At 46.3% G+C, this 20,239-nt stretch carries 24 protein-coding genes, 5 tRNA genes and 1 other RNA gene; 8 read left to right on the top strand and 22 right to left on the bottom strand.

Annotated features, from left to right (window positions below):
- Nucleotides 1-9: 9 nt before the first annotated feature.
- The 4 genes from L336_RS03495 (at nucleotide 10) to rplT (ending at nucleotide 2,631) form a co-directional block, all read left to right on the top strand.
- Nucleotides 10-1,497 carry a YifB family Mg chelatase-like AAA ATPase gene (locus tag L336_RS03495; protein WP_237738775.1) on the top strand — a complete coding sequence of 496 codons (1,488 nt, stop codon included), beginning with the start codon at nucleotides 10-12 and terminating at the stop codon, nucleotides 1,495-1,497.
- Nucleotides 1,498-1,581: 84 nt separating this feature from the next.
- On the top strand, nucleotides 1,582-2,088 hold the full coding sequence (gene infC / locus L336_RS03490) for a translation initiation factor IF-3 (RefSeq protein WP_041191312.1): 507 nt from the start codon (nucleotides 1,582-1,584) through the stop codon (nucleotides 2,086-2,088).
- Nucleotides 2,088-2,282: a 50S ribosomal protein L35 gene (gene rpmI, locus L336_RS05690; RefSeq protein WP_015641836.1), complete on the top strand. Its 195-nt coding sequence runs from the start codon at nucleotides 2,088-2,090 to the stop codon at nucleotides 2,280-2,282. The genes infC and rpmI overlap by 1 nt, the downstream gene beginning before the upstream one ends.
- Before the next feature lie 4 nt (nucleotides 2,283-2,286).
- The gene (rplT, locus tag L336_RS03485) at nucleotides 2,287-2,631 is read left to right on the top strand and encodes a 50S ribosomal protein L20 (RefSeq protein ID WP_015641835.1); all 345 of its coding nucleotides are present in this window, start codon (nucleotides 2,287-2,289) and stop codon (nucleotides 2,629-2,631) included.
- Between the two features lie 50 nt (nucleotides 2,632-2,681).
- Here rplT and rnpB read toward each other — a convergent pair.
- The 3 genes from rnpB to L336_RS03475 all read right to left on the bottom strand — a co-directional run bounded on the left by rnpB (nucleotide 2,682) and on the right by L336_RS03475 (nucleotide 3,979).
- Nucleotides 2,682-3,039: RNase P RNA component class A (gene rnpB, locus L336_RS05380), an RNA gene on the bottom strand.
- Between the two features lie 54 nt (nucleotides 3,040-3,093).
- Nucleotides 3,094-3,170 (bottom strand) — tRNA-Pro (locus L336_RS03480).
- A 176-nt stretch (nucleotides 3,171-3,346) separates the two neighbouring features.
- The gene (locus tag L336_RS03475) at nucleotides 3,347-3,979 is read right to left on the bottom strand and encodes a site-2 protease family protein (RefSeq protein WP_015641834.1); all 633 of its coding nucleotides are present in this window, start codon (nucleotides 3,977-3,979) and stop codon (nucleotides 3,347-3,349) included.
- 99 nt (nucleotides 3,980-4,078) lie between these two features.
- On the opposite strand from L336_RS03475, the gene rpmB reads away from it, so the two are divergent.
- Nucleotides 4,079-4,285 (top strand): 50S ribosomal protein L28, encoded by a 207-nt coding sequence (gene rpmB, locus L336_RS03470; protein ID WP_015641833.1) that lies wholly within the window; start codon nucleotides 4,079-4,081, stop codon nucleotides 4,283-4,285.
- 88 nt (nucleotides 4,286-4,373) lie between these two features.
- Here rpmB and L336_RS03465 read toward each other — a convergent pair whose 3' ends face one another.
- Genes L336_RS03465 through thrS form a run of 5 tightly spaced genes read right to left on the bottom strand, consistent with a single transcriptional unit; the run spans nucleotide 4,374 to nucleotide 8,685 of the window.
- On the bottom strand, nucleotides 4,374-5,009 hold the full coding sequence (locus L336_RS03465; protein WP_015641832.1) for an MBL fold metallo-hydrolase: 636 nt from the start codon (nucleotides 5,007-5,009) through the stop codon (nucleotides 4,374-4,376).
- Nucleotides 5,010-5,023: 14 nt separating this feature from the next.
- Entirely contained in the window at nucleotides 5,024-5,617 is a 594-nt protein-coding gene (locus tag L336_RS03460; RefSeq protein WP_015641831.1) for a hypothetical protein, read from the bottom strand.
- Between the two features lie 36 nt (nucleotides 5,618-5,653).
- Nucleotides 5,654-6,550 (bottom strand): tRNA (adenosine(37)-N6)-dimethylallyltransferase MiaA, encoded by an 897-nt coding sequence (miaA, locus tag L336_RS03455; protein ID WP_015641830.1) that lies wholly within the window; start codon nucleotides 6,548-6,550, stop codon nucleotides 5,654-5,656.
- The gene (locus L336_RS03450) at nucleotides 6,547-6,864 is read right to left on the bottom strand and encodes an MGMT family protein (RefSeq protein ID WP_015641829.1); all 318 of its coding nucleotides are present in this window, start codon (nucleotides 6,862-6,864) and stop codon (nucleotides 6,547-6,549) included. Before L336_RS03450 ends, miaA begins: the two co-directional genes overlap by 4 nt.
- Nucleotides 6,865-8,685 carry a threonine--tRNA ligase gene (thrS, locus tag L336_RS03445; protein WP_015641828.1) on the bottom strand — a complete coding sequence of 607 codons (1,821 nt, stop codon included), beginning with the start codon at nucleotides 8,683-8,685 and terminating at the stop codon, nucleotides 6,865-6,867.
- Nucleotides 8,686-8,936: 251 nt separating this feature from the next.
- On the opposite strand from thrS, the gene L336_RS03440 reads away from it, so the two are divergent.
- Nucleotides 8,937-9,013, top strand: a tRNA-Val gene (locus L336_RS03440).
- Between the two features lie 400 nt (nucleotides 9,014-9,413).
- On the opposite strand, the gene L336_RS03435 is transcribed toward L336_RS03440, so the two are convergent.
- The 3 genes from L336_RS03435 to L336_RS03425 form a co-directional block, all read right to left on the bottom strand.
- Complete coding sequence (locus L336_RS03435; RefSeq protein WP_015641827.1) at nucleotides 9,414-11,078, bottom strand: glycosyltransferase; 1,665 nt, start codon at nucleotides 11,076-11,078, stop codon at nucleotides 9,414-9,416.
- Between the two features lie 2 nt (nucleotides 11,079-11,080).
- Nucleotides 11,081-11,458, bottom strand: a complete 378-nt coding sequence (locus L336_RS03430; RefSeq protein WP_015641826.1) for a hypothetical protein — start codon at nucleotides 11,456-11,458, stop codon at nucleotides 11,081-11,083.
- Nucleotides 11,459-11,466: 8 nt separating this feature from the next.
- Nucleotides 11,467-11,542, bottom strand: a tRNA-Thr gene (locus L336_RS03425).
- 109 nt (nucleotides 11,543-11,651) lie between these two features.
- Between L336_RS03425 and L336_RS03420 the strand changes: the two genes are divergently transcribed.
- Nucleotides 11,652-11,729 (top strand) — tRNA-Asp (locus L336_RS03420).
- Nucleotides 11,730-11,871: 142 nt separating this feature from the next.
- Here L336_RS03420 and L336_RS03415 read toward each other — a convergent pair.
- The 7 genes from L336_RS03415 to L336_RS03385 all read right to left on the bottom strand — a co-directional run bounded on the left by L336_RS03415 (nucleotide 11,872) and on the right by L336_RS03385 (nucleotide 16,009).
- Nucleotides 11,872-12,288, bottom strand: a complete 417-nt coding sequence (locus L336_RS03415; RefSeq protein WP_041191307.1) for an NUDIX domain-containing protein — start codon at nucleotides 12,286-12,288, stop codon at nucleotides 11,872-11,874.
- 1 nt (nucleotide 12,289) lies between these two features.
- On the bottom strand, nucleotides 12,290-12,883 hold the full coding sequence (locus tag L336_RS03410) for a superoxide dismutase (RefSeq protein WP_015641824.1): 594 nt from the start codon (nucleotides 12,881-12,883) through the stop codon (nucleotides 12,290-12,292).
- A gap of 25 nt (nucleotides 12,884-12,908) precedes the next feature.
- A complete protein-coding gene (locus L336_RS03405) occupies nucleotides 12,909-13,958 on the bottom strand; it encodes a SurA N-terminal domain-containing protein (RefSeq protein WP_015641823.1) in 1,050 nt (349 codons plus the stop codon).
- Nucleotides 13,939-14,475 carry a PH domain-containing protein gene (locus L336_RS03400; protein ID WP_041191305.1) on the bottom strand — a complete coding sequence of 179 codons (537 nt, stop codon included), beginning with the start codon at nucleotides 14,473-14,475 and terminating at the stop codon, nucleotides 13,939-13,941. The genes L336_RS03405 and L336_RS03400 overlap by 20 nt, the downstream gene beginning before the upstream one ends.
- Before the next feature lie 10 nt (nucleotides 14,476-14,485).
- Nucleotides 14,486-14,562 (bottom strand) — tRNA-Arg (locus tag L336_RS03395).
- A 39-nt stretch (nucleotides 14,563-14,601) separates the two neighbouring features.
- Nucleotides 14,602-15,180, bottom strand: a complete 579-nt coding sequence (locus L336_RS03390; RefSeq protein WP_041191643.1) for a nucleoside-diphosphate kinase — start codon at nucleotides 15,178-15,180, stop codon at nucleotides 14,602-14,604.
- A 34-nt stretch (nucleotides 15,181-15,214) separates the two neighbouring features.
- On the bottom strand, nucleotides 15,215-16,009 hold the full coding sequence (locus L336_RS03385; protein WP_015641820.1) for an undecaprenyl-diphosphate phosphatase: 795 nt from the start codon (nucleotides 16,007-16,009) through the stop codon (nucleotides 15,215-15,217).
- Nucleotides 16,010-16,055: 46 nt separating this feature from the next.
- Between L336_RS03385 and xerA the strand changes: the two genes are divergently transcribed.
- Nucleotides 16,056-16,985, top strand: coding sequence for a site-specific tyrosine recombinase/integron integrase (gene xerA, locus L336_RS03380; RefSeq protein ID WP_041191303.1), 930 nt, complete (start codon nucleotides 16,056-16,058; stop codon nucleotides 16,983-16,985).
- Here xerA and L336_RS03375 read toward each other — a convergent pair.
- From L336_RS03375 to L336_RS03360, 4 genes are read right to left on the bottom strand one after another with little or no spacing between them, the layout of a single operon-like run.
- Nucleotides 16,975-18,201, bottom strand: a complete 1,227-nt coding sequence (locus L336_RS03375) for a hypothetical protein (protein ID WP_041191302.1) — start codon at nucleotides 18,199-18,201, stop codon at nucleotides 16,975-16,977. The genes xerA and L336_RS03375 overlap by 11 nt on opposite strands.
- A gap of 8 nt (nucleotides 18,202-18,209) precedes the next feature.
- Nucleotides 18,210-18,920 carry a PilW family protein gene (locus L336_RS03370; RefSeq protein WP_015641817.1) on the bottom strand — a complete coding sequence of 237 codons (711 nt, stop codon included), beginning with the start codon at nucleotides 18,918-18,920 and terminating at the stop codon, nucleotides 18,210-18,212.
- Nucleotides 18,910-19,503 (bottom strand): PulJ/GspJ family protein, encoded by a 594-nt coding sequence (locus L336_RS03365; protein WP_015641816.1) that lies wholly within the window; start codon nucleotides 19,501-19,503, stop codon nucleotides 18,910-18,912. Before L336_RS03365 ends, L336_RS03370 begins: the two co-directional genes overlap by 11 nt.
- The gene (locus L336_RS03360; protein ID WP_015641815.1) at nucleotides 19,503-20,222 is read right to left on the bottom strand and encodes a pilus assembly FimT family protein; all 720 of its coding nucleotides are present in this window, start codon (nucleotides 20,220-20,222) and stop codon (nucleotides 19,503-19,505) included. The genes L336_RS03365 and L336_RS03360 overlap by 1 nt, the downstream gene beginning before the upstream one ends.
- Between the last annotated feature and the right edge of the window lie 17 nt (nucleotides 20,223-20,239).

Here is a 20,239-nt window from a genome sequence, read left to right as displayed (position 1 = left end):
GTGTTATCTGTGGCGCCAGTCGGATTTGAGGGCCACATCATTGAAGTTGAAAGTGACATCACAAAAGGCCTCCCCAGTCTACAGATTGTTGGCTTAGCTAACAAGGCTATCGAGGAAGCAAAAGAACGTGTCAAAAGTGCAATCGCAAACTCTCTCTTGGAGTACCCTTCACGACGCATCACGGTGAACCTTGCACCAGCAGAGCTGCCCAAGTACGGAACACACTACGATCTTCCCATCGCACTCGCTATACTCGCTTCAAGTGGTCAAATACGACAAAAAGAGCTCGAGAACAATGTCTTTGCAGGGGAGCTAGCACTTGATGGCTCGATTCGTCCTATACTATGCGCCATTACTGTTGCAGAGACCGCTAAGCGTGTTGGAGCAAAAAGAATATATTTGCCTGTCGAAAATGCTCCTCAGGCACAGCTTCTCTCTTCGATCGAAGTAATCGGCATTTCATCTCTCAAGGATATATACCTCCATCTGAAGGGTGAGAAGATTCTACAACAATACCGTCACCAAGTACATCGTCGTGTCACTGAGCCCTCGACCCCACTCTTGGATGATATCTACGGGCAAGAGCAGGCCAAGCGCGCCCTTATTGTCGCCGCTGCAGGCCATCATAATATCTTGTTTACAGGGCTACCCGGCGCCGGTAAAACGATGCTCGCAAAGGCATTAGCAAACCTTCTGCCGACGCTTGATGTTGATGAACAGTTATTGGTTACGAAACTGCACGCACTCGCTGGTCTAACAGAGGGAGATATCATCACGGAACGTCCCTTTCGCTCCCCTCACCATAGTTCAAGCATGGTGGCCATCACTGGAGGCGGTAGTCAGATAAAGCCTGGCGAGGTGAGTCTAGCCCATCTAGGAGTGCTTTTTCTCGATGAGATTCCCGAATATAGCCGCGTCGTCCTCGAAGCTCTCCGCCAACCACTTGAGGATCGTGTTATCTCAATCTCGAGGGCAAATGCTAAAGCAACCTTCCCTGCAAATTTTATGCTAGTTGCGACAATGAACCCATGCCCCTGTGGCTTCTACGGAGATCAGACGCGCGAGTGTACCTGCTCCCAAGCTCAAGTTTTAGCCTATAGAAAGCGCCTATCCGGACCGCTCTTGGACAGAATAGATATGATTATTCCCATTTCTCGAATACCAACAGAAAAGCTTCTCTTATCCGATGAGTTGTCAAGTAAACAACATTCTGAAGCACAATCTTCGATCATTTCTGCAAGAAATGTGCAGATTAAAAGATATGGCAGTAGTCATAAAAACAACAGTTCCTTATCAACTAGTGACATTAGACGATACGTCCCACTCAAGCAGAGTGAAAAACTATTTCTGGATACTGCAGCAAACCGATTGGGGCTAACTGCTCGCGGCTATTTCAAGATACTGAGAGTTGCTCGTACAATTGCTGACCTAGAGGGTAGTAGTTCTGTATCAATTCCCCATATTGCCGAAGCCTTACAATATCGACAAAGCGCTTGATTGAAATAACTCAATCTGTTACACTAGCTCAGAGTTATAGCTTTTTTATATAGTATTAAGCACTCGAAAAAAAGGAGATAGGCAATCAGTACTTCAATTCGTATCAACGACGCGATTAGGGCAACCGAGTTACGAGTCATCGGAACAAACGGCGAGCAACTGGGCGTCATGAGTCGCACAGAAGCACTACGATTAGCCGAAGAGGCTGGGGTCGACCTGGTCGAAATATCACCAAATGCGGAACCACCCGTCGTGAAAGTCGTGGATTGGGGTAAGTTTCAGTATCAAAGACTGAAAGAACAACAAAGAAATCGACGCAGCAATAAGGCAAGCGAGCTGAAGCAGATGAGATTTGGCCTCAAGATTGGAGCCAATGATCTCGAGATAAAGCTACGCAAGATACGCGAGTTCCTCGCGGATGGTCACAAGGTCAAAATTCTTATTTTTTTTCGAGGACGTGAAATGGCGCACCGTGAGCTGGGATACGAACTCATCGATCGCATGGTCAAGCTACTAGAAAATGAAGCTGTACTTGAACAGAAACCATTGATGGCAGGTAGAAACCTGAGCATCGTAATAAGGAGTAAATAATGCCAAAGTTAAAGACCCATAAGGGCACTGCTAAGCGAATCAAGCTAACCAGTACCGGCAAACTTACCCGCCGACGCGCGTTCGGCAATCATATGCTCTCCAAGAAGAGTAAGTCGCGTAAGCGTACAATTAATACCTCTGCTACGGTATCGGGTAGTATGGCAAAAAACATTAAACGAGTTCTAGGAGTGTGATTTCATGAGAGTAAAACGTAGTGTAACAGCACGCGCACGTCACAAAAGTACCCTAGCTGCCGCAAAAGGCATGCAGCATAATCGTACTCGAAGCTTTCGCCTAGCCAAACAAGCAGTTATCCGTGCGCTCCAGTACGCTTACCGAGATCGTCGCAACAAAAAGCGAACTATTCGTAGTTTATGGATTACTCGTATCAATGCCGCCGCAAGGGAAAACGGCACAACATACGGTAAACTCATTTCCAGTCTGCGAGCCTCTGGAGTCGAACTAGACCGTAAGGTACTCGCCGAATTGGCAGTGAATGATCCGAAAGCGTTTTCTTCGCTCGTGAAAAGTGTCTCAAAATAACACATTTTCTGTGGTATCTATAAAAATCTCCGCGTTATGCGGAGATTTTTATATGCAGTTGATTTGTAAGCCGGGTTCTGTCGAGGACAATCATCTATCTAGCCACGTCTGTTGCCAGGCGGATCAAGCGGATATCGGTTGGCACGGACGGATAGCCCTATGTGTACCAGCCACCTTGCAGCCAACAGGGTTTACCTCTCTTCCGCGTCACCGCGGTCGACTGTGGGCTTTTACCCCACTCCTTTCACCCTTACCATCAGTCGCAACAAGTTGTTGTTTGAGATGGCGGTATCGTTTCTGTGGCACTTTCCCTAGGGTCACCCCCGGTCGCCGTTAGCGACTGTTGTATCCTATGCTGCCCGGACTTTCCTCTAGCCCATGAGGGCGAGCGATTGCCTAATCAACTGCTACTGACTAGTATAGTGTTTCTTTATTATTTTTGCCAATTTATTATTTGATTCCTGGTCGGGATGACAAGACTTGAACTTGCGACCTCACGGCCCCCAGCCGTGCGCGCTACCAGGCTGCGCCACATCCCGTTAAGTCATAAAAGTCCCAGCATCGTTGGCGCTAGATATTCCCCGCATATATGCAAGGTGGGTTTTCTCACACCACTCCCTCGAGAGTGATAAATGTTGAAATCCCATATCTATGATGTTAGGAAAATCATACACGCCTTGATGGTTCCTGGGACATCACTATTATACTCCTATCTCTAAATCCCGACAAATACCTTGGAAAATGCGTTTAGGAAAAAATGGCTGATGAACATGATGACATCAGACAGAATTGGAGACGCAATAAGAACAATAGCAAAGACCAGGAATAGTCCATACTGCTCCACACGTTCCATAGCTCGACGTACGAAATCAGGAGCAAGCGCATATGCAACACGTGATCCATCAAGTGGAGGAAAAGGTAGGATATTGAATGCAAAAAAACCAAGGTTAACAATAGCACTAGTAGCAAAAACAGATGAGACAAAAGAATCTCCAGAGCTATGAACCACTGCAAATAACCCGTACGACACAAAAGCTAAGAGTAAGTTTGTCAGAGGTCCGGCTATTGCGACTAGAGCTGAGCCCCACTCTTTGAACTTAAGTGCATACGGATTGAAAGGAACTGGCTTCGCCCCACCAAAAATAGGCAAACCGGTCAGCGCAAGTATAACCGGAAGAAAGAGAGTCAAAAAAGGATCAATGTGGACAAGCGGATTAAACGACAACCGGCCCTGCAGTTTAGCCGTATGATCTCCCAACCAATACGCCACCATACCATGCATTGCCTCATGCAAGGTCATCGAAACAAGGATAACGACAATAACAACAAATATATATCCAATATCCATAGTTATTTAAGTATAGCATGCGGAACTATTGACTAAAACCTCTTAACAGAGTAGAATAAGACGGATTATAATAATAGGTCAAGTGGAGAAGTAACCAAAATGGCGTCACGATGTGAACTCACCGGCAAAGGTAAACAATTCGGCCACAATGTAAGCTTCTCGCTTCGGCGTACAAAGCGCGCATTTAAACCGAATTTGCAAAAGAAGACTTTTACTGTTGATGGCAAGAAAGTAACGATGACTTTATCAACTCAAGCAATTCGTATCTTAAAGAAAAAAGGCCTTCTTGCTGTTGGAGGCAAGTAGCTGCTAGTTTTTCGCAAAACACATACGCATAATAAGACTCTAGCGATAAAGTTTAATGGGTTCCCTCCTGCGAGGGAACCCCCAGTTGTTATGTGCGGCTAATAGCGACAACAGTCAGAGATGAAGGAATACTTATAGCACCTTTTAGTTTATAGCGTGGTACTTCTTCACACGGAGCCCCAATTTCCTTTGTAAACGTGTCGAGCGTCTCTTGTGGTACCTCATACTGTAGCCCAGAATCAGCATAGTGAACAGGAATTACCACTTTTGGCTCAATGTTCCTTATAAGCGTTATAGCGTCCGTAGGATCAAGAGTGTATCCACTACCACCTATTGGTAAGATCAGGATATCGACAACACCGATCGTCTCCAGTTGTTCGTCGCTAAGTTTTGCAGAAATGTTTCCAAAAATACCAAGCCTCACATCCCCACATTCTATCCTATAGATAGTACCTTGCTTTATACTATCGTCGCTATCAATATGCCGTTGTGCCGTCGCACCACGTATCGCGAAATCGCCGACTTCGTATTCGCCAGGGCCGTCGATAATTATACGAGCCTCTCGGTTCTCAACCTTGAAGCGTGGCTCAGTAACAAGCTGGACCTCATCTTTTATCTTTATGTCTTTGAGGCCGACAACTGAAAGTCGAGGATCAACAACAAGTGTTGTCTTCTTCGTTGATATAACCACTGTATTAGCGCCCTTGTATTCGATCTCGAACATGCGTATCTCCTTCTTTATGCGTTCAGTATGTTGTCGGAATCAAGTAATACCGAATGCTTATTTGCCAATATTGTCGTAATAAATCTGTCGTGAACGCTAAGTCTGTAATAAAACTCGTCGTATTTCATTACTGTATAGCTTAGCTCACGTCCGACAGATTCTTCAATTATACTAACAAGCGCCGTAACTTTTTTCTCAGATGCATCCCCTACAAGCAAAAGATCAATGTTGCTTGCTGATCCGCTAACAAGAACACCGGCTATCACCGCGAGACGCACACCCTTTATTTCCCGAAGATACTTTAGCCAGGGTAGAGCAGAGTCAGATTTACTTTCTAACACGGGGGGTGCCTTTTGATCCGCAAACATGCTTCTAAACGGTAGGTAGTGCTCATAGCGTTGGTTTACCTCATAATAAAGACGGTTGTCTGTACTAGAGCTCCCGATTATCCCAACTTCGAGCATATTTGAAAGCTCACGACGAACAGAATTTATCTGCTCATCAATAAGACGTGTAATCTCGCGGACATAAAACGCTTTGCCTGGATTATTTAGAAAAAGGTGAAGTAACTTCACTCTCGTCTTTGAACCAAATAATGCGTCAATCATTCATCTCCCCTATTGTTTTCTGTTTCCATGATATCACTATTTGTTCTTGGGGACGAGTAGCTGAGCAATATACGTATACGCGTTATCGAGTGACAACCATACTATTTCTTGATTGCGTCGAAACCATGTGAGCTGTCGTTTGGCAAGGTGCCAATCGAGTGCAGTAAATCGTTCTTTCGCCTCATCTAGCGTCAACTCATTATTGAAATATTGCTTGAGTAGCGGGTAAACGTTACCCGTCATGGCTTCGTTGTCCCAGCCATACCTCCCTGCCGCTATTTTTGCCTCCAGATAAGTCTCATCCCGGAAAATGCTATCGGCGCGATGGCTAATTCTCTCTCTCAAAATATCTTTTTCCGTTGTTATACCCACAATTCTTGTATTGTCAGATTTAGTCACACTTCTCTGTAAAGCACGGCCATCTCGCAAAATTGCATTGATGACATGTCGTTTATTCTTGTAATTTTCCGGTAAACTAATGTTGTGTTTATGGCAATATATATAAAGTTCTTCTAGGGTAGACCTTTCAAGCTCAGCTCGGCTCTGCATATCATTTGACTCACCACAAAAACTATAGTCATAAACTACACTATCGACATAGAGTCCGGTACCGCCAACCAGAAAGGGTATTTTGCCACGTGCACGAATCTGTGTGATTTTCTGCAAGGCATACTCTTTGAAGTCTGCCGCTGTAAACCGCTGACCGGGCTCGACCAGATCGATACCCCAATGTGGTACAGTAGCCTGCTCCTCGTGTGTCGGCTTGGCAGTGCCGATATCAAGCCCCTTATAGACTGCACGTGAATCGGCAGAGATAATTTCACCCGCAAATTCCTTTGCCAGGCGCACCGCAAGTGCGGTCTTGCCGCTAGCCGTTGGACCCACGATAACAATAAGAGGTAGATCGGTTTTTGTAGAATCTTTCCTAGTCACAATTTTGGCCTCCAGCGACGAGTAGCAAAATCACAAACCCGATACTGATTGTCGCAATCGATACCATCATGGGCTAACAACTGTCGCTGTGCATCCTGCCCTCCTGGGTAGCCTATAGCCAACCCTCCCTGCACATTTACTAACCGATGCCAAGGTAACTCTTCTGGACCACTATGCGCGATCCCTCCGACAATTCGCGCCGCCCCGGGGCTCCCCGCCATTACGGCCAAGTCACCGTATGTTGTCACTTTTTCAGCTGGCAGTATGGACATCAGCTTGTAAACTGCCTGTTGGAGGTTCCCGTTATTAACCATCTATAGGCCTCTTAGGTAATCAGCCAACGCGTCGAGGTTCACTTTTTCTTCTCCGCTACGTGTACGAAGACTCACTTGTCGAGCTTCCTTGTCCTTTGGCCCGACAATAAGTTGTACGGGAATTTTCATCTCCGTCGCAGCGCGAATCTTCTTACCCAGCGATTCGTTTCGGTCATCTGTTGTAAATCGTACTTCGTTGTATTTAAGTGGTTGCATCAAAACTATCTCTGATAGAATCGATGTTATTTCATCAACATAGTCTTTCACCGTGTCGTTAATAGTAAGAATACGTATTTGCTCAGGAGCTGCCCAAAATGGGAACCAGCCCGCCGAGTGTTCAATATAGATGCTAAGAAAGCGCTCGAGCGACCCCATAATAGCACAATGCACCATAACAATACGCTCAGGGTTACCTTGCTCATCAGTGCAGGTTAAATCAAAGTTTTCCGGCTGGTTAAAATCAAGCTGGATTGTTGCGACCTGCCACGTGCGACCAAGTGCGTCCTTGGCCATGAAGTCAATTTTTGGCCCATAGAAGGCAGCCTCACCAATGCCTGGCATGAAGGCATCGCCGACTCGATGCTTTACAACATTGAGCAGCTGAGACTCCACCTCCTGCCACTTTGCTTCTTCACCTAGATAAGCGGCCATATTGTCGGGATCATGGGTCGAAAAACGAACTTTTAGCTCACCAAATCCAAGCCCACCATAAAATTTGTCAATTATATCCCAAATAGCCAGCGCTTCATGCTCGACCTGCGAAGCACGACAGAAAATATGCGCGTCGTCTTGGTTAAATGCTCGCACACGACTTAGACCGTTTAACTCGCCACTCTGCTCATCACGATAACAAGTGGTCGTTTCACGATAACGGATTGGCAGGTCACGGTAGCTGCGCGGTTGAGAGGCGTAAATCTGTGTGTGGTGCGGACAATTCATGGGCTTGAGGGCGAATTCATGGCCTTCACGTGATTGAGATTTGAATAACTCGTCAGAAAATTTTGCCCAGTGTCCGCTTCGTTCATATAAGTCTTTCTTGGTTATGTGAGGAATAGCAACCTGCTCGAAGCCAACTTCATCCCTCAGAGTCTGCACAAATGCATCCAGTTTATTGCGTAGAATTGTGCCGCGTGGAGTCCAGAGTGGCAAACCGGGTCCGACTAGCTCAGAAAACGTAAAGAGATCGAGCTCTTTGCCTAGTTTACGGTGATCACGAGCTTTTGCTTCTTCGAGCATTTTAAGATGAGTATCGAGTTCTTGTTGGCTAGCGAAAGCCACTCCATAAAGCCGTTGCATCTGGGGGTTTGTCTCTTTACCGCGCCAGTAGGCACCCGCCACACGCATAAGCTTGAAGACGCCAACTTTGCCAGTACTTTCGGCATGCGGACCACGACAAAGATCAGTGAAATCACCATCAGTGTAGAATGAAACGTTTTCTACCGCGGCGTCACCCTCAGCGATCGTGCCCATCTCGGAAGCATCTAGATCCTTGGCAACTGTTGTGCCGGCACGCTTAAGGTCGTTAAGTAGCTCTACCTTGTACACCTGCTTTGCATTTTCGGCCCAGTGGATCGCTTCGTCAACTTGTTTTTCGCTACGCTCGAAAGAAAAATTCTCCTCAATTACCTTGCGCATTTCGGCTTCGATTTTGGCAAAATCGTCTTCGGATATCTTAACCCCCGGTACATCGATATCGTAGTAGAAGCCATTCTCTACCACGGGACCAACACCAAACCTCGCTTCTGGCCACAGGCGTTGAACCGCCTGAGCGGTTATGTGTGCAAGGCTATGACGCATCGCATTGAGCTGTTCTTGGTTCATATATAACCTCCATAATAATTAAAAACACGCGTTTTGCCGATGTTTCACATCGTGTCCGCGTGCCTCGGTCCGCTTACTAAGCGGAGGTTCCACCTTGGCGTTACTCTTACCCCTAGGCTTTTTCGTGTGCCCAGCGATCGCTTCCACGTGCTCTGCAGGTGGTTAGTCTGCTTCATTGCTTATCTCTTATCTTACAAAAAACACAGTATAATTGCAACGGCCGCCTCTGTTTGTTATTATAGTATCATCTTGGGTGATTAGCTCATTTGGCTAGAGCGCGTCTTTGACGTAGACGAGGTGAGAGGTTCGAATCCTCTATCGCCCACCAGAGAAACACCACTTCAACCACTGAAGCGGTGTTTCTTTTTATCCTCATTTTTCCGGGAGTTTTCCACTAGCCAAAGTGGTGATAATCGATAGTAATTATTCATTCTGTGATATATTGGGCAAGTTATTGGTCTATTGACAAACAAGAACGCTTATGCTAAAATGTCTACATGAGTAAAGATGCTCCCCAAACAAAAAAGAACCTCAAACCCTCTGCACTTACACTATTCGATCTTTCTTTTGAGTACGATGTAACCTGGACAGACATTCGGAAATCGGTTAAAAACCGTTCCCTTTAGTTAGTCTCCTGCTTGGTCTTTTGCTAGTGACTGATTAATAGCTAGCTCCCTCTACGGGAGCTTTCTTTGTTGTGCGATATCTGATCCCTCAAAAGTGATCAATTATTTTTTTGCCGAAGACCGTTGCTCTTTGGCGCGCGCGCGCGAGGCCAGTGTGGCCTTCTCAGTGACATCGAAGGTATCAAGATATTTCCCCGTCATCAGATGTGTTTGAGCGTTATACGCTGCGAGCGAACCGTAGCCGATCGATGTTACTGGAATAAGTATCCACTGTAGTATGATCCATACCATTCGCCGCCGCTTGTGGTGACTAGGCCTCGGGGGAAGCATGCGTAACGTCAATATAATGGTAATGAAGAGTCCGATCATTGCAACTCTCTGTATCTGGCTCACAACGTCTGGCAGCATATGCGCAGCATAGTTTCGCGATGCTTCTGAATTGACGAGAAGTGGTACCCACCCCCCAAACGTCACAAGTATTGCCATCCCCGCAAGGGTGACATGGCTATCTACTAGTCGCAAGAAACGCGCAAGTCCCTCGAAAAACGGAACGTTTCGCTTTTTGGTAAAGAGTCTTGTCGCAACATACGGTATATCTGAGGCACCATATCCCCAGCGTCGTAGTTGTTTAAACTGCGCCACCAACGTTTTTCGGTACGTATCGGACATCACTGCATCCTGATAAATGGGGACATGGATGGGGACGACGCTATAATTTCCCCCGTAGTAAAAGTAACTCCGCCAATACTGGTGCCCATCCTCAACGATGCTGCGCTTGCTCCAAAAATTCATCTCTACCAGTGCGTCCATTGGCTGTGAGTGGGCAGCGAAATTCCGCAGTGTATGCGGTCTCATGGCACTGATGATCGTCCAGAATGAGTTACCGGTCGCAATGACCCTCATTGGCGCAGGAGCATCCCATATATTACCGAAGTATAGTGAGATGGGTTGATACGACAATCGCTTTCGATCCTCATGAACGATATGCTCATACGCCACATAATCAAAGTAGGAGGGATGTGGACGGTTGTCAGCATCAAGCGTCGTAATAATGACGTTTGAGTAATCAATCCGTCTCTTTTTACACCATTCCTTCATTCTGTGCCCGGCAAAGGTAATATTAGGCCCTTTTCCTGACGGTATTTCGTCAGAGAGACCGTCTGGATGCATGATCGTCTCGAAAGAGAGAAAGACGCCGCTATACTCATCGCGAAGCCGCTTAGCTGTTTCGGCAATTCCTACCCCCCCACGCTCCTCATAGGCGAGCACAAGGATAGTCTGCTGATTGTTGTAGTGCGTATGTCGTACTGACTCGATGGTTGGCTGGAGCACATCATAAGCCTCATTATAAGCGGCAATGATAACCATCTGATATAACGTGGACGGCTTTGGGAACATATTTGGGTCTGCAGCCATAAAACGAAGGTTTTCCTTGTGCGTATCATACTCAAAACCACTTGATGACACGTCCATGACAGTGTGGTAGCTCTTGGCCGGATCTTCAAGCTCAGCGAGCCTAGCGTGCCAATTGATACGCTGTGCGCGCACTAGTCTGCGATGACCCATGATTGAACGAAACGCAATACCGCCTGCTTTCACGAACATAGTAATAATAAGTAAAAGTAAATAGACAGCGGCAGCAAGAGGACTTACCATTGCTAGAACAAAAAGAAGTATTATCATACCATAGCTCAAAAAACCAGGCAGTATCTCAAAAAATCGATACAGTTTTGTGCGCTTATTAAGAGGCAGTTCAAGATCAATCATGGCTATCGGAACGCCAAGCGCATTATTGAGAGAGCATAGCCGAGCGATATCACAAAAATGACTATCGTTGCATATCCAAGAAGCAACGCTGTTTGTCGACGCTCAAGATTGTGAAGTTTAATCATTAACATGGTATGAATAGTTGTCACTGCAGCTCCAAAAAGTGCAAACCCTGCCAGATATTGCCAGTGGTCTTTATAAAAATGTTGCTCGCCAAATGCGCTCACTCTTGAATAGACTTGTGCATCACGAACTTGTAGTGAAAAACCAGTTATTGCCGTATATACCACACCAGACACAATCACTGCAGCTAAAAGCAGCAAAAACGGACGATCCGTCATGACGCGTTTTATAGATAGTTTAATGTCTTCTCTACTCATACGTTCCTTGGAGCCGCTGACCGGGGTTGAACCGGTGACCTACGCTTTACGAAAGCGCCGCTCTACCAACTGAGCTACAGCGGCATACACCTAAACATGTTTCATTATACCACCCTGGGCCCGGTGAAGGAATCGTCTATCCCTGTTGAAAAAAACTCTTTCTACTGCTAGAATACTGGGAGCACTGCGATATGCGCCCGTGGTATAGTTGGCCTAGTACGCCTCCCTGTCACGGAGGAGATCGCCGGTTCGAATCCGGTCGGGCGCGCCAAAATAATATATTCACCCCACCGCGGGTGGATCTTTTATTTTGGCATGTTCCGTATGATTTGAGCTGGCGATTCAGTGAATTGAGAAAGAAAACTCCTGCTCGCACGTGTCCCTTTCGAGCGAAAAAGTAAAGCAACGTTCGACTAAACGTTACGTATGTAGCCTAATTTCTCAAACAACACGCGTGATGGCGGGACAATATCATAATGAGCAAGTTCACTTTTATCCACCCACTCGAGCTTCTCAACGTCCGCTCCAGCCACTAGATCACCACCGACGTATTCGCAAAGCACATCGAGGTAGATAAAGAACTTTCTTACACCGTCAAGATCATTTTTGATCTCCGTGTCCCACGAGAGCTTATTCTTTAATACTACATCGACGCCTGACTTTGCTTTTACCTCACGCTTCACCGCTTCATCAACCGATGTATCGGGCGTCGCCGTAGCACCGAATATGTACCAGGTTTCTTTGTATGGTGGCGAACCGTCTGGTTTTTTGCGCATCAGAATACTACCATCATTTTCCACGACTGCGACAATTAGCACCTTTGTTTCCATATTATCTCCTGTAACGTTCCTCAACAAACTCCCAGTTTACTAACTTCCACCAACTGTTAATGTATTCGTCGCGTTTATTCTTATAATCGAGATAGTAGGCGTGCTCCCACACATCGAGTCCCAGGATCGGTTCACCCTTACCTAGCATCATGGGAGTGTCTTGATTTGGCAATGGGATTATCTCAAGATCGCGTGTCAACCACACCCATCCGCTACCGAATAATCCAGTTGCTGCACTAGAAAACTCTTGGACAAACGCGTGATAACTCCCCCACTTTGCTGTAATCGCTTCTGCCAATTCGCCCCCAGGTTGGCCCCCATCTCCAGGCCGCATACACTTCCAGAAAAGACTATGGTTATAGTGACCACCACCATGGTTTCGAATAGCGGTTTTTATTGACGAAGGTAATTTCTCTATATCTGACAAAAGTTCAACCAATGGAGTATCCTTAAACTCCGTTGCTTGTTCAAGCGCCGCATTTAGCTTATCGACGTATGTCTGATGATGTTTGAGATGGTGCAAACGCATGATCTCCTCGCTTATTACAGGTTCGAGCGCCGCGTAATCATACGGCAAATCCGGTAAAATGTGCATTCTAGATAACTCCTTTGCGGTACTATTATTCTTTTGGAACAGCTATATACTCGTGAATCTTGCCATCCGCTTTGAGACGTGCTAATTGATTAGCAAACTCGGCCAGTGGGATATGAAGATATTCAAAGTTAATTTGTTTTTCATTTTTATCGAGCACTCGAACGTAATAGTAGCCACCATCAGTGCTTGTAAGCAGAACACTCGAAACTGTCCCCTTTGGCACCTTAGCAACCTCAGAAACCTGTAGCCCACCGAATGTTCCCGTAATATCAACTGGCCCCGATACTCCAGCCTGCACCTTTGCATTTCCCTCACCGCCCATAAGGCTAGCTACCAGACGAAAATCATTATTATTTTCACCGAGGAGTGTTGCCGCTTTTGTCTCACGCTCTACCGCAGTCTTGTCGATCGCAAATGCCACCCTCGATCGTAAAATACTGCGGCTGAGTTGTGAACGATAATCGTCAGGTGACCAATCATAGAGCATTCTTGAGGAGGCATAAAACGTTTCCTCTGTAATGCGACCATTGGCGGTGTTACGCTGCAAATCGATAACTGCATCAACGTCTTTATCATTTATAGTGACGTTATTGATGCGCGCTAATTTCTGAGCATACGCATCAGCAATCGCAGAGTTGAGTGCCACGCGCTTAAAATGATCGAGCTGTTTCTTACCATCGGCACTATCAAGCTTCTCCTCACTATACTTACTCATGTAGTACTCAGAACCACGATATTTTACTAAATAATCACCAAAAGGCACCGACTCGCCATCGACAGAAGCAACCGGTACCGGTATGATACGCGTTACTCTATACAGAAATGTGCTCGAGTTTTGCACGAAATAGAGTTGCCACCACCCCAACAACGCAAGAACAACCACTGATGCAACTACTATCATCAGTGCATTGATGACAAGTTTGTGCCGAGCATATTGTATAGGATATTTAAACCTCCTACCCCCCGCAAGAATCTTTTCGCGGTGTTCTGCTACTGTCTCGTTGGTAATACGAGATGGCGACTCTTCTGATTTCTTTCGGCCTTTTAGCACCGACTTAAGTGTCAGTTTCTTCATGTTCTCCTTGAGGAACTACCTCGATTGCATGATTTACAGCATCTTGCAGCTTATTATATATTTTTCCCGGGTGCTCAACATTATGGATAACGAGATCGCCAACAAAGGTTTGAATGACGATGGTGCCAAATTTAAATATTTCGCCCGTGAATCCAGGTACATTATAGCTAATGTTTTGAATTTTTGATAGACGCAGCTCTACGACATCCTTTCCAAACAGGCCGCGTTGTGTCACCTGCCGTATACGCTCATTAGAAACAATATAAACAGTAAAATACCACATAATAAAGTGGTAAAAAAAGATGATCAATCCGATCCCTAGCCCGACGAGCGGCAAGATAAATAACTCAAGGTTTGCGGACCAAATAAGCGGAGGAATCGACGTTAAGGCAAACGGTATCAGAAGCCCATAAAATCCCTTCCTCATAGCGATGATATGACGACGAAAAACAAAGAGCAGCTTTTCACCCTCACGTTGGCCTTCAAATGCAACTTCTGACGTTTGTACTTGCTTCATATTCATCCTTTGGTACCCCGGGCAGGAGTTGAACCTACAACCTTTTCCTTAGGACGGAACTGCTCTATCCAATTGAGCTACCGAGGCATAGCTACCATTATACCTCAGTAACGAACCGTAACACCATTACTTCATGTGCGCTTGATGAATCGTATCATAATCAAATAATTCATCATCATCAAACCACAGACCGACCTCAAAGGTTGCTTCATCGATATTCCCTGATGCATGGATAAGGTTCTTCACTGGTCGCGCATTGCTGTTTGCCAAATAGGAGGAATCAAACGAGTAGTCACCCCTAATCGTGCCTGGCAATGCTTTTTGTGGGAGCGTTGCACCCACAATCTTTCGGACAACTTCGATAGCATGAGGACCTTCAAGTACAAAAGCAAAAACAGGGCCAGAACGCATAAACTCCGTAAGCCAGCGACGTACTTCGGCACCAATCTTTATAGGATCATCATGTCCAAATTGTGTAACCGGGTCAAGGCCCATCTCTTTGTAGCTCTCTAGTGTCCTCTTGCCTAATCCTTCAACAAACTCCATACGATCGCCCGGATAATGAGTATCCATGAGTTCCCGGCTTGGGATAAACATTTTTGAACCTATAATCTTCAAACCAACTTTTTCAAATCGGCTTATAATTTCACCAACTATGCCGCGCTGTACAGCATCTGGTTTCATCACAACAAGTGTACGCTCCATCAATACCATTCTCCTTTTTTTCCTAGTTCTTCACTTATAGTATCAAAAGCATGCTAAGAACGGCAATCGAAAGGATAATACGATACCACCCAAAAAGGGCTAAGCTATGGCCGGACAAATACCGCATCAAAAAACTGATCGCTGAAACCCCTGCTACAAAGGCAACAACGTTGCTAATCACAATGGCTGGCATATGATCAATAAAATAGAGTCTATCGGATGATTTTAGAAAGAGTTTTACGCTCACTGCAAGCATTATGGGCAATGAAGCCATGAAACTATACCTCGCTGCTTCTGAACTCGTCAACCCTACAAGGCGACCCGCGATAATAGTTGATCCTGAACGCGATACTCCGGGTATAAGCGCTAGCACTTGAGCAAAACCAATGGTCAGCGCGCTATGCCAGGATAGCTCCTCCATACGCATTACCGAGCGAGCGCGGGGCAATCTCTCTAGGATAATCATGACAACACCGATTGTTGGCAGTGTGACAAGCACAACATATACGCTTACGAAAAAGGATGAACCATCTATAAAATCCGCCAAAAAAAATCCTATAAGTCCTGCAGGCAAAGATGTGAGCACTATGTTGACTGCTAGTGAATACTTTTTTTGTTCAAATATATCCTTTACTAACTGTCTCCACTCTCTCCTATAGTAGGTGATAAGTGCGAGCAAGGTACCTATATTAATATACTCGAGGAACAGATGATCGGGAGCAATTTTCATGAAGTGCTGCGCAATGACAAGATGGCCAGAGCTACTTACTGGGATAAACTCAGTTGCACCCTGCACCAACCCCATTACCACCGTCTGCAATATATCCATAGGGGTTATTATACGCTTTCGCTTAATAATGCGCTATGCTAGGTATATGTACATGTCTGAGCTCATCATTGATTTTATTGAACACATGGAAGTAGAACGTGGTCGCTCAGCAAAAACTGCCGAAAACTACCGCCGTTATCTCGAACGCTTTATTGAATTTGCCGGAGATATATTAGTGGCAGATATCTCATCGGAGCTGATGAGAAAATATCGGTTATGGCTTAATCGCTATACTTCAGATATTTCTGGAGAGGACCTCGCACTCATCACACAGAGTTATCATTTGATTGCGCTCCGAGGATTTCTATCCTACCTTTCTAAAAGGAACATTGCCTCGCTGAGCCCTGATAAAATTGAACTCCCAAAGGTACACCGCAAGCAAGTCACATTTCTCCATTTCGAGGAGCTTCAACGCCTCATCGAATCTATCCCATCAACCGGCAAAGAGCAGCACCTGCGCGACCGTGCGATAATCGAACTACTCTTTTCAAGTGGGCTACGAATATCCGAACTCACCGCTCTTGACAGGGACCATATCAATACCAAACGCAGAGAATTTATGGTGCGCGGTAAAGGCCAAAAAGATAGACCAGTCTTTGTGAGTCGAGAGGCAGCTGCGCATGTTGAGGCCTATTTGTCTACACGAACCGACTCACTGCCTCCCCTATTTTTAAACTATAGTCGTAACTGCGGCGCCGATCGATCTGGAATGTACAGACGACTGACTCCTCGAAGTATTGAGCGCCTCGTCAGTAAATACGCAAAACTTGCCGGTATCACAAAACACGTCAGCCCTCACACTATGCGTCATAGTTTCGCAACAGACCTGCTGATGAACGGGGCAGATATCCGTAGTGTACAATCCATGCTAGGCCACAGCAACATTAGTACTACCCAGGTGTATACCCATGTGACAGATACCCACCTCAAGCAGGTATACGATCAATACCATAGCGAGAACTCTACTACGGAATGACGGGAATGGTGGAGCAGGCAGGCACTCCCGTGCTCCCCACTGTATTAGTAATATAAAAATCTTTGCAAAAACTGCCGGTTACATCGACCGCATTTTCAGGATACGGAAGTGCTCCTGTACCAGCAACCCCTGGTTCAATACGACTCTCAACCCGCCGATAGACATTATTTGCCCGACCTGTTGAGTCAACAAGAGGCTGGACACCATCAAACTGTACGAGCGTTTGATCAAGCTCTGATGTATAAAGGGCTACTCGATATGAGGTATCTCGATAGATACTACTTAATCGCAGAAAAGCAACTGTCGAGCCCGCGGGGACCGTATATGATACTTTAAATGCAGCTTTACAGGCGTATGCACCGCCAAGATAGCCAGCTTTCGAGCACGATACCGCAATCGGACTCAGCGATTCGACATGAGCGTTGAGATCAGCTGGTGCACGTGGTTGAGAGCCTATCGAAGCAGTCGTACCGAGCGCATTCTGAGAGGCGCTTACATTTGATGGCCTCAGGAATGTTGTTGACGCGATATAGATACTATTACCTGGATTTGCTGGATCTGGCATTGCTCCGTCCATCGCCGCCCTATCCACCGAACTGGCATTTGGGGGCAGAAGAGCTTGGACACGCAAGAGTGATGGCGAGTTTGATGACCAACCTGAGCGTGGCGGTAACGATATAACAGGGACGCTCGAGGTAGGAGCTGTAAGATCAGATGAATCCTCACCGCCTGGCTTGCCCTTTAGCATCCACTCAACGGTGAAATAAGAAAACGGGGCTGTCGCTTTCATGCGAATAACTTTACTTGTGCCCGCAGTCAGATCCCCTATATTATCGTCGGTTTGTCGAAATATCTTGACACACGTATAGGCTTGGTTGAGACTAGTATCGCTCGAGCCGTTTGTCTTAATGGTCGTCTCGCCACTGCCACTGACGACTTGAGCATCTGTGATAGTGCTGCACTTGTGCGCATCGAGAGCAGTACACGCTACAGAGGTAGAGTCTTGCTGGCATGCCCGCAAGACTCGTTTGGCATCTTCGACACCAGTGACGGCAGAGTCGTATGCGCTTTGAGAAAGATCGTCGTTGAGTGCTTGTTTTTGCTCCTGTATCATCATACGGATAAATCCTATCGTTAGTACCATGATTAGTAGCGCTGCAAATATAACGATAAAAAGTGATACTGCTCCCCGTTGCTGTTCTCGAATGGTGCTCATACTTATCATTATCCCATACGTAAGACGATTTGAAACTTATTTACTGCGCAAAAATCATAATTTGAGGTTGTGTTAGATTGGTTGAGGCATGATTGGTCAACAGTATCGATAGTACCGGATTGGTTTGTACCAAGAGTGAATTGCAGCGTGTAAAGTACCCCTGGATTATTAGTCACCATCGGCGTCAGCGTCATTTCATAGAGTGCAAGCTCAGTGAAGGTACCCGTTGTCGCTGTCGTCGTATCGAGAGAATTACTCAGCATTTCGGTAGCAAGGGTTGCAGGTACATCCATGCGATAGTTACCACTAACAGGCAGGCAGTACTGTCCGCCCTGGTCGTTTACTCGTGCCATCGCAATCATCCGAGGGCTCGGTACCCCTGTATATTTCACTCCCGTACCGTCTCTAAGAGCTGAATCGGTATTCCAGATATAGCTCGCCGAGCCGAGGCAAAGACGTCCCAACCCCCCTGCTCCGATAGTATTTGGTGCGACATACTTACCACCACCCACGGTGCTCAGTGACCGCGCATCGCGTCGTATACTATCAGCAAGATTTCGGCCTATTTGATTGATTGACTTTACCGTCATTCCCTTGGAATACTGGTGCATGATTTGAAGGGTCGCAACGGTAATCGCAATCAATAAAATTGACAAAAAAGTCATCGAGATCATAAGTTCGATTAGAGTAAATCCTTTACTACAAGCTCTATTTGACATCATAAAACCTCGTAACAGTTCCGATGGTCATTGGTTGACTTGATCCAACGCTGTTCCAACACGATCGAACATGGAGATCATACGCTTTGTTGGTAGCCGAGTCAGCAGGACCCCCTGACTTGGTCTCCGCAGGCACAATCATGAGCCATATCCCGTATGATTTGGGGGTTGTCGCAAGGTAGTCAACAAGGCTATAGGTAGGAGCGAGCCCATAAGACGCAGCGCCAACACTATAGAGAGTGACCGTCTTTGCATCCGAAGTACGCCCAAAAAAGAACGTATCTGATAGAGATGCAGAAGTGGGACAGCTGAGATCTGTGCCAAACTCGGAAACTGACGACACCAGTTTGCCCGTAGGAGCTGGTTTAATCAGGCTCTCCCAGGTGGTCCTCTCGTATTTCTGGACATACCGAGCCATATCAATCTGCGCGTCTATCTGCTCGCGAACCAGGGTAATTTCGAGGGAACGCTGCGCCGAGGCGATACCTTGATTCATCAAAATAAAGGCGCCTACGATAACCATACTAAAGACGACGAATGAAAACATCACTTCGATAATCGTATCGCCCTTACTAAAACGCATCAGCAACCGCCTCCTGGACCAGCAAGCTTCACCCCGCTGCTGTTTGTCGTGTCAGGACGCACCACAGCGCCATCACGAGTTGCTCCCGTCCACCCCGAGGGATCAACACAAAAGAGAGTATCAGCTGATACCGCGCCTGTGGTAATGAGTGCTGACAATGTTAACGCTTTGGCACCGATGTAGGTTCGCACCACGCCGCTCGAAGGCGAGCGAGCAATTAAAATACTTGTCGGAAGAATTGGTGTTGCAGTGCCCGGTTGGACAATCCTCGTATCCCACTCAAGTGTATATGTACTAGAGGTTGTACCCAAAAAAAGGTTTGATGATGTCAAGGCGTCTGCATCATTCGTCTTTTTCGAACCATCTTGGGAACCATATACTACTGTCATGGTAAAAGCCCGTCCATCGTCAGTCGATATCAGTTGGCCGATCACGAAACACTCTGTCGCTCCTCTCACCTCTGCTGCAGGATTTGGAGAGTCAGTAATCTGAGAAGCACTGTCACAGGTTTTTTCTACTGGCCGGTCATTCTGAACGTTGATGGTCTGGTCATATCCCGACTGGAGATAATCGACAAAAGAGTTCGTGGCATCTTTGTAGCGCTGCTGGTTGATAGCCGTTGTCGCTCCTGCAAGCACTCCAACCGCAAGAAGACCGGTAACGGCAAGATAAAGAATGGTTTCAATAACAGTGAATCCAGCCGATTTATTCCCAATCATACTTGAGATGATTATAG

The organism is Candidatus Saccharimonas aalborgensis (assembly GCF_000392435.1).
Taxonomy (GTDB): domain Bacteria; phylum Patescibacteriota; class Saccharimonadia; order Saccharimonadales; family Saccharimonadaceae; genus Saccharimonas; species Saccharimonas aalborgensis.
Note: the sequence above shows the minus strand (reverse complement) of the source record. Positions and strands in the feature narration are given on the sequence as shown.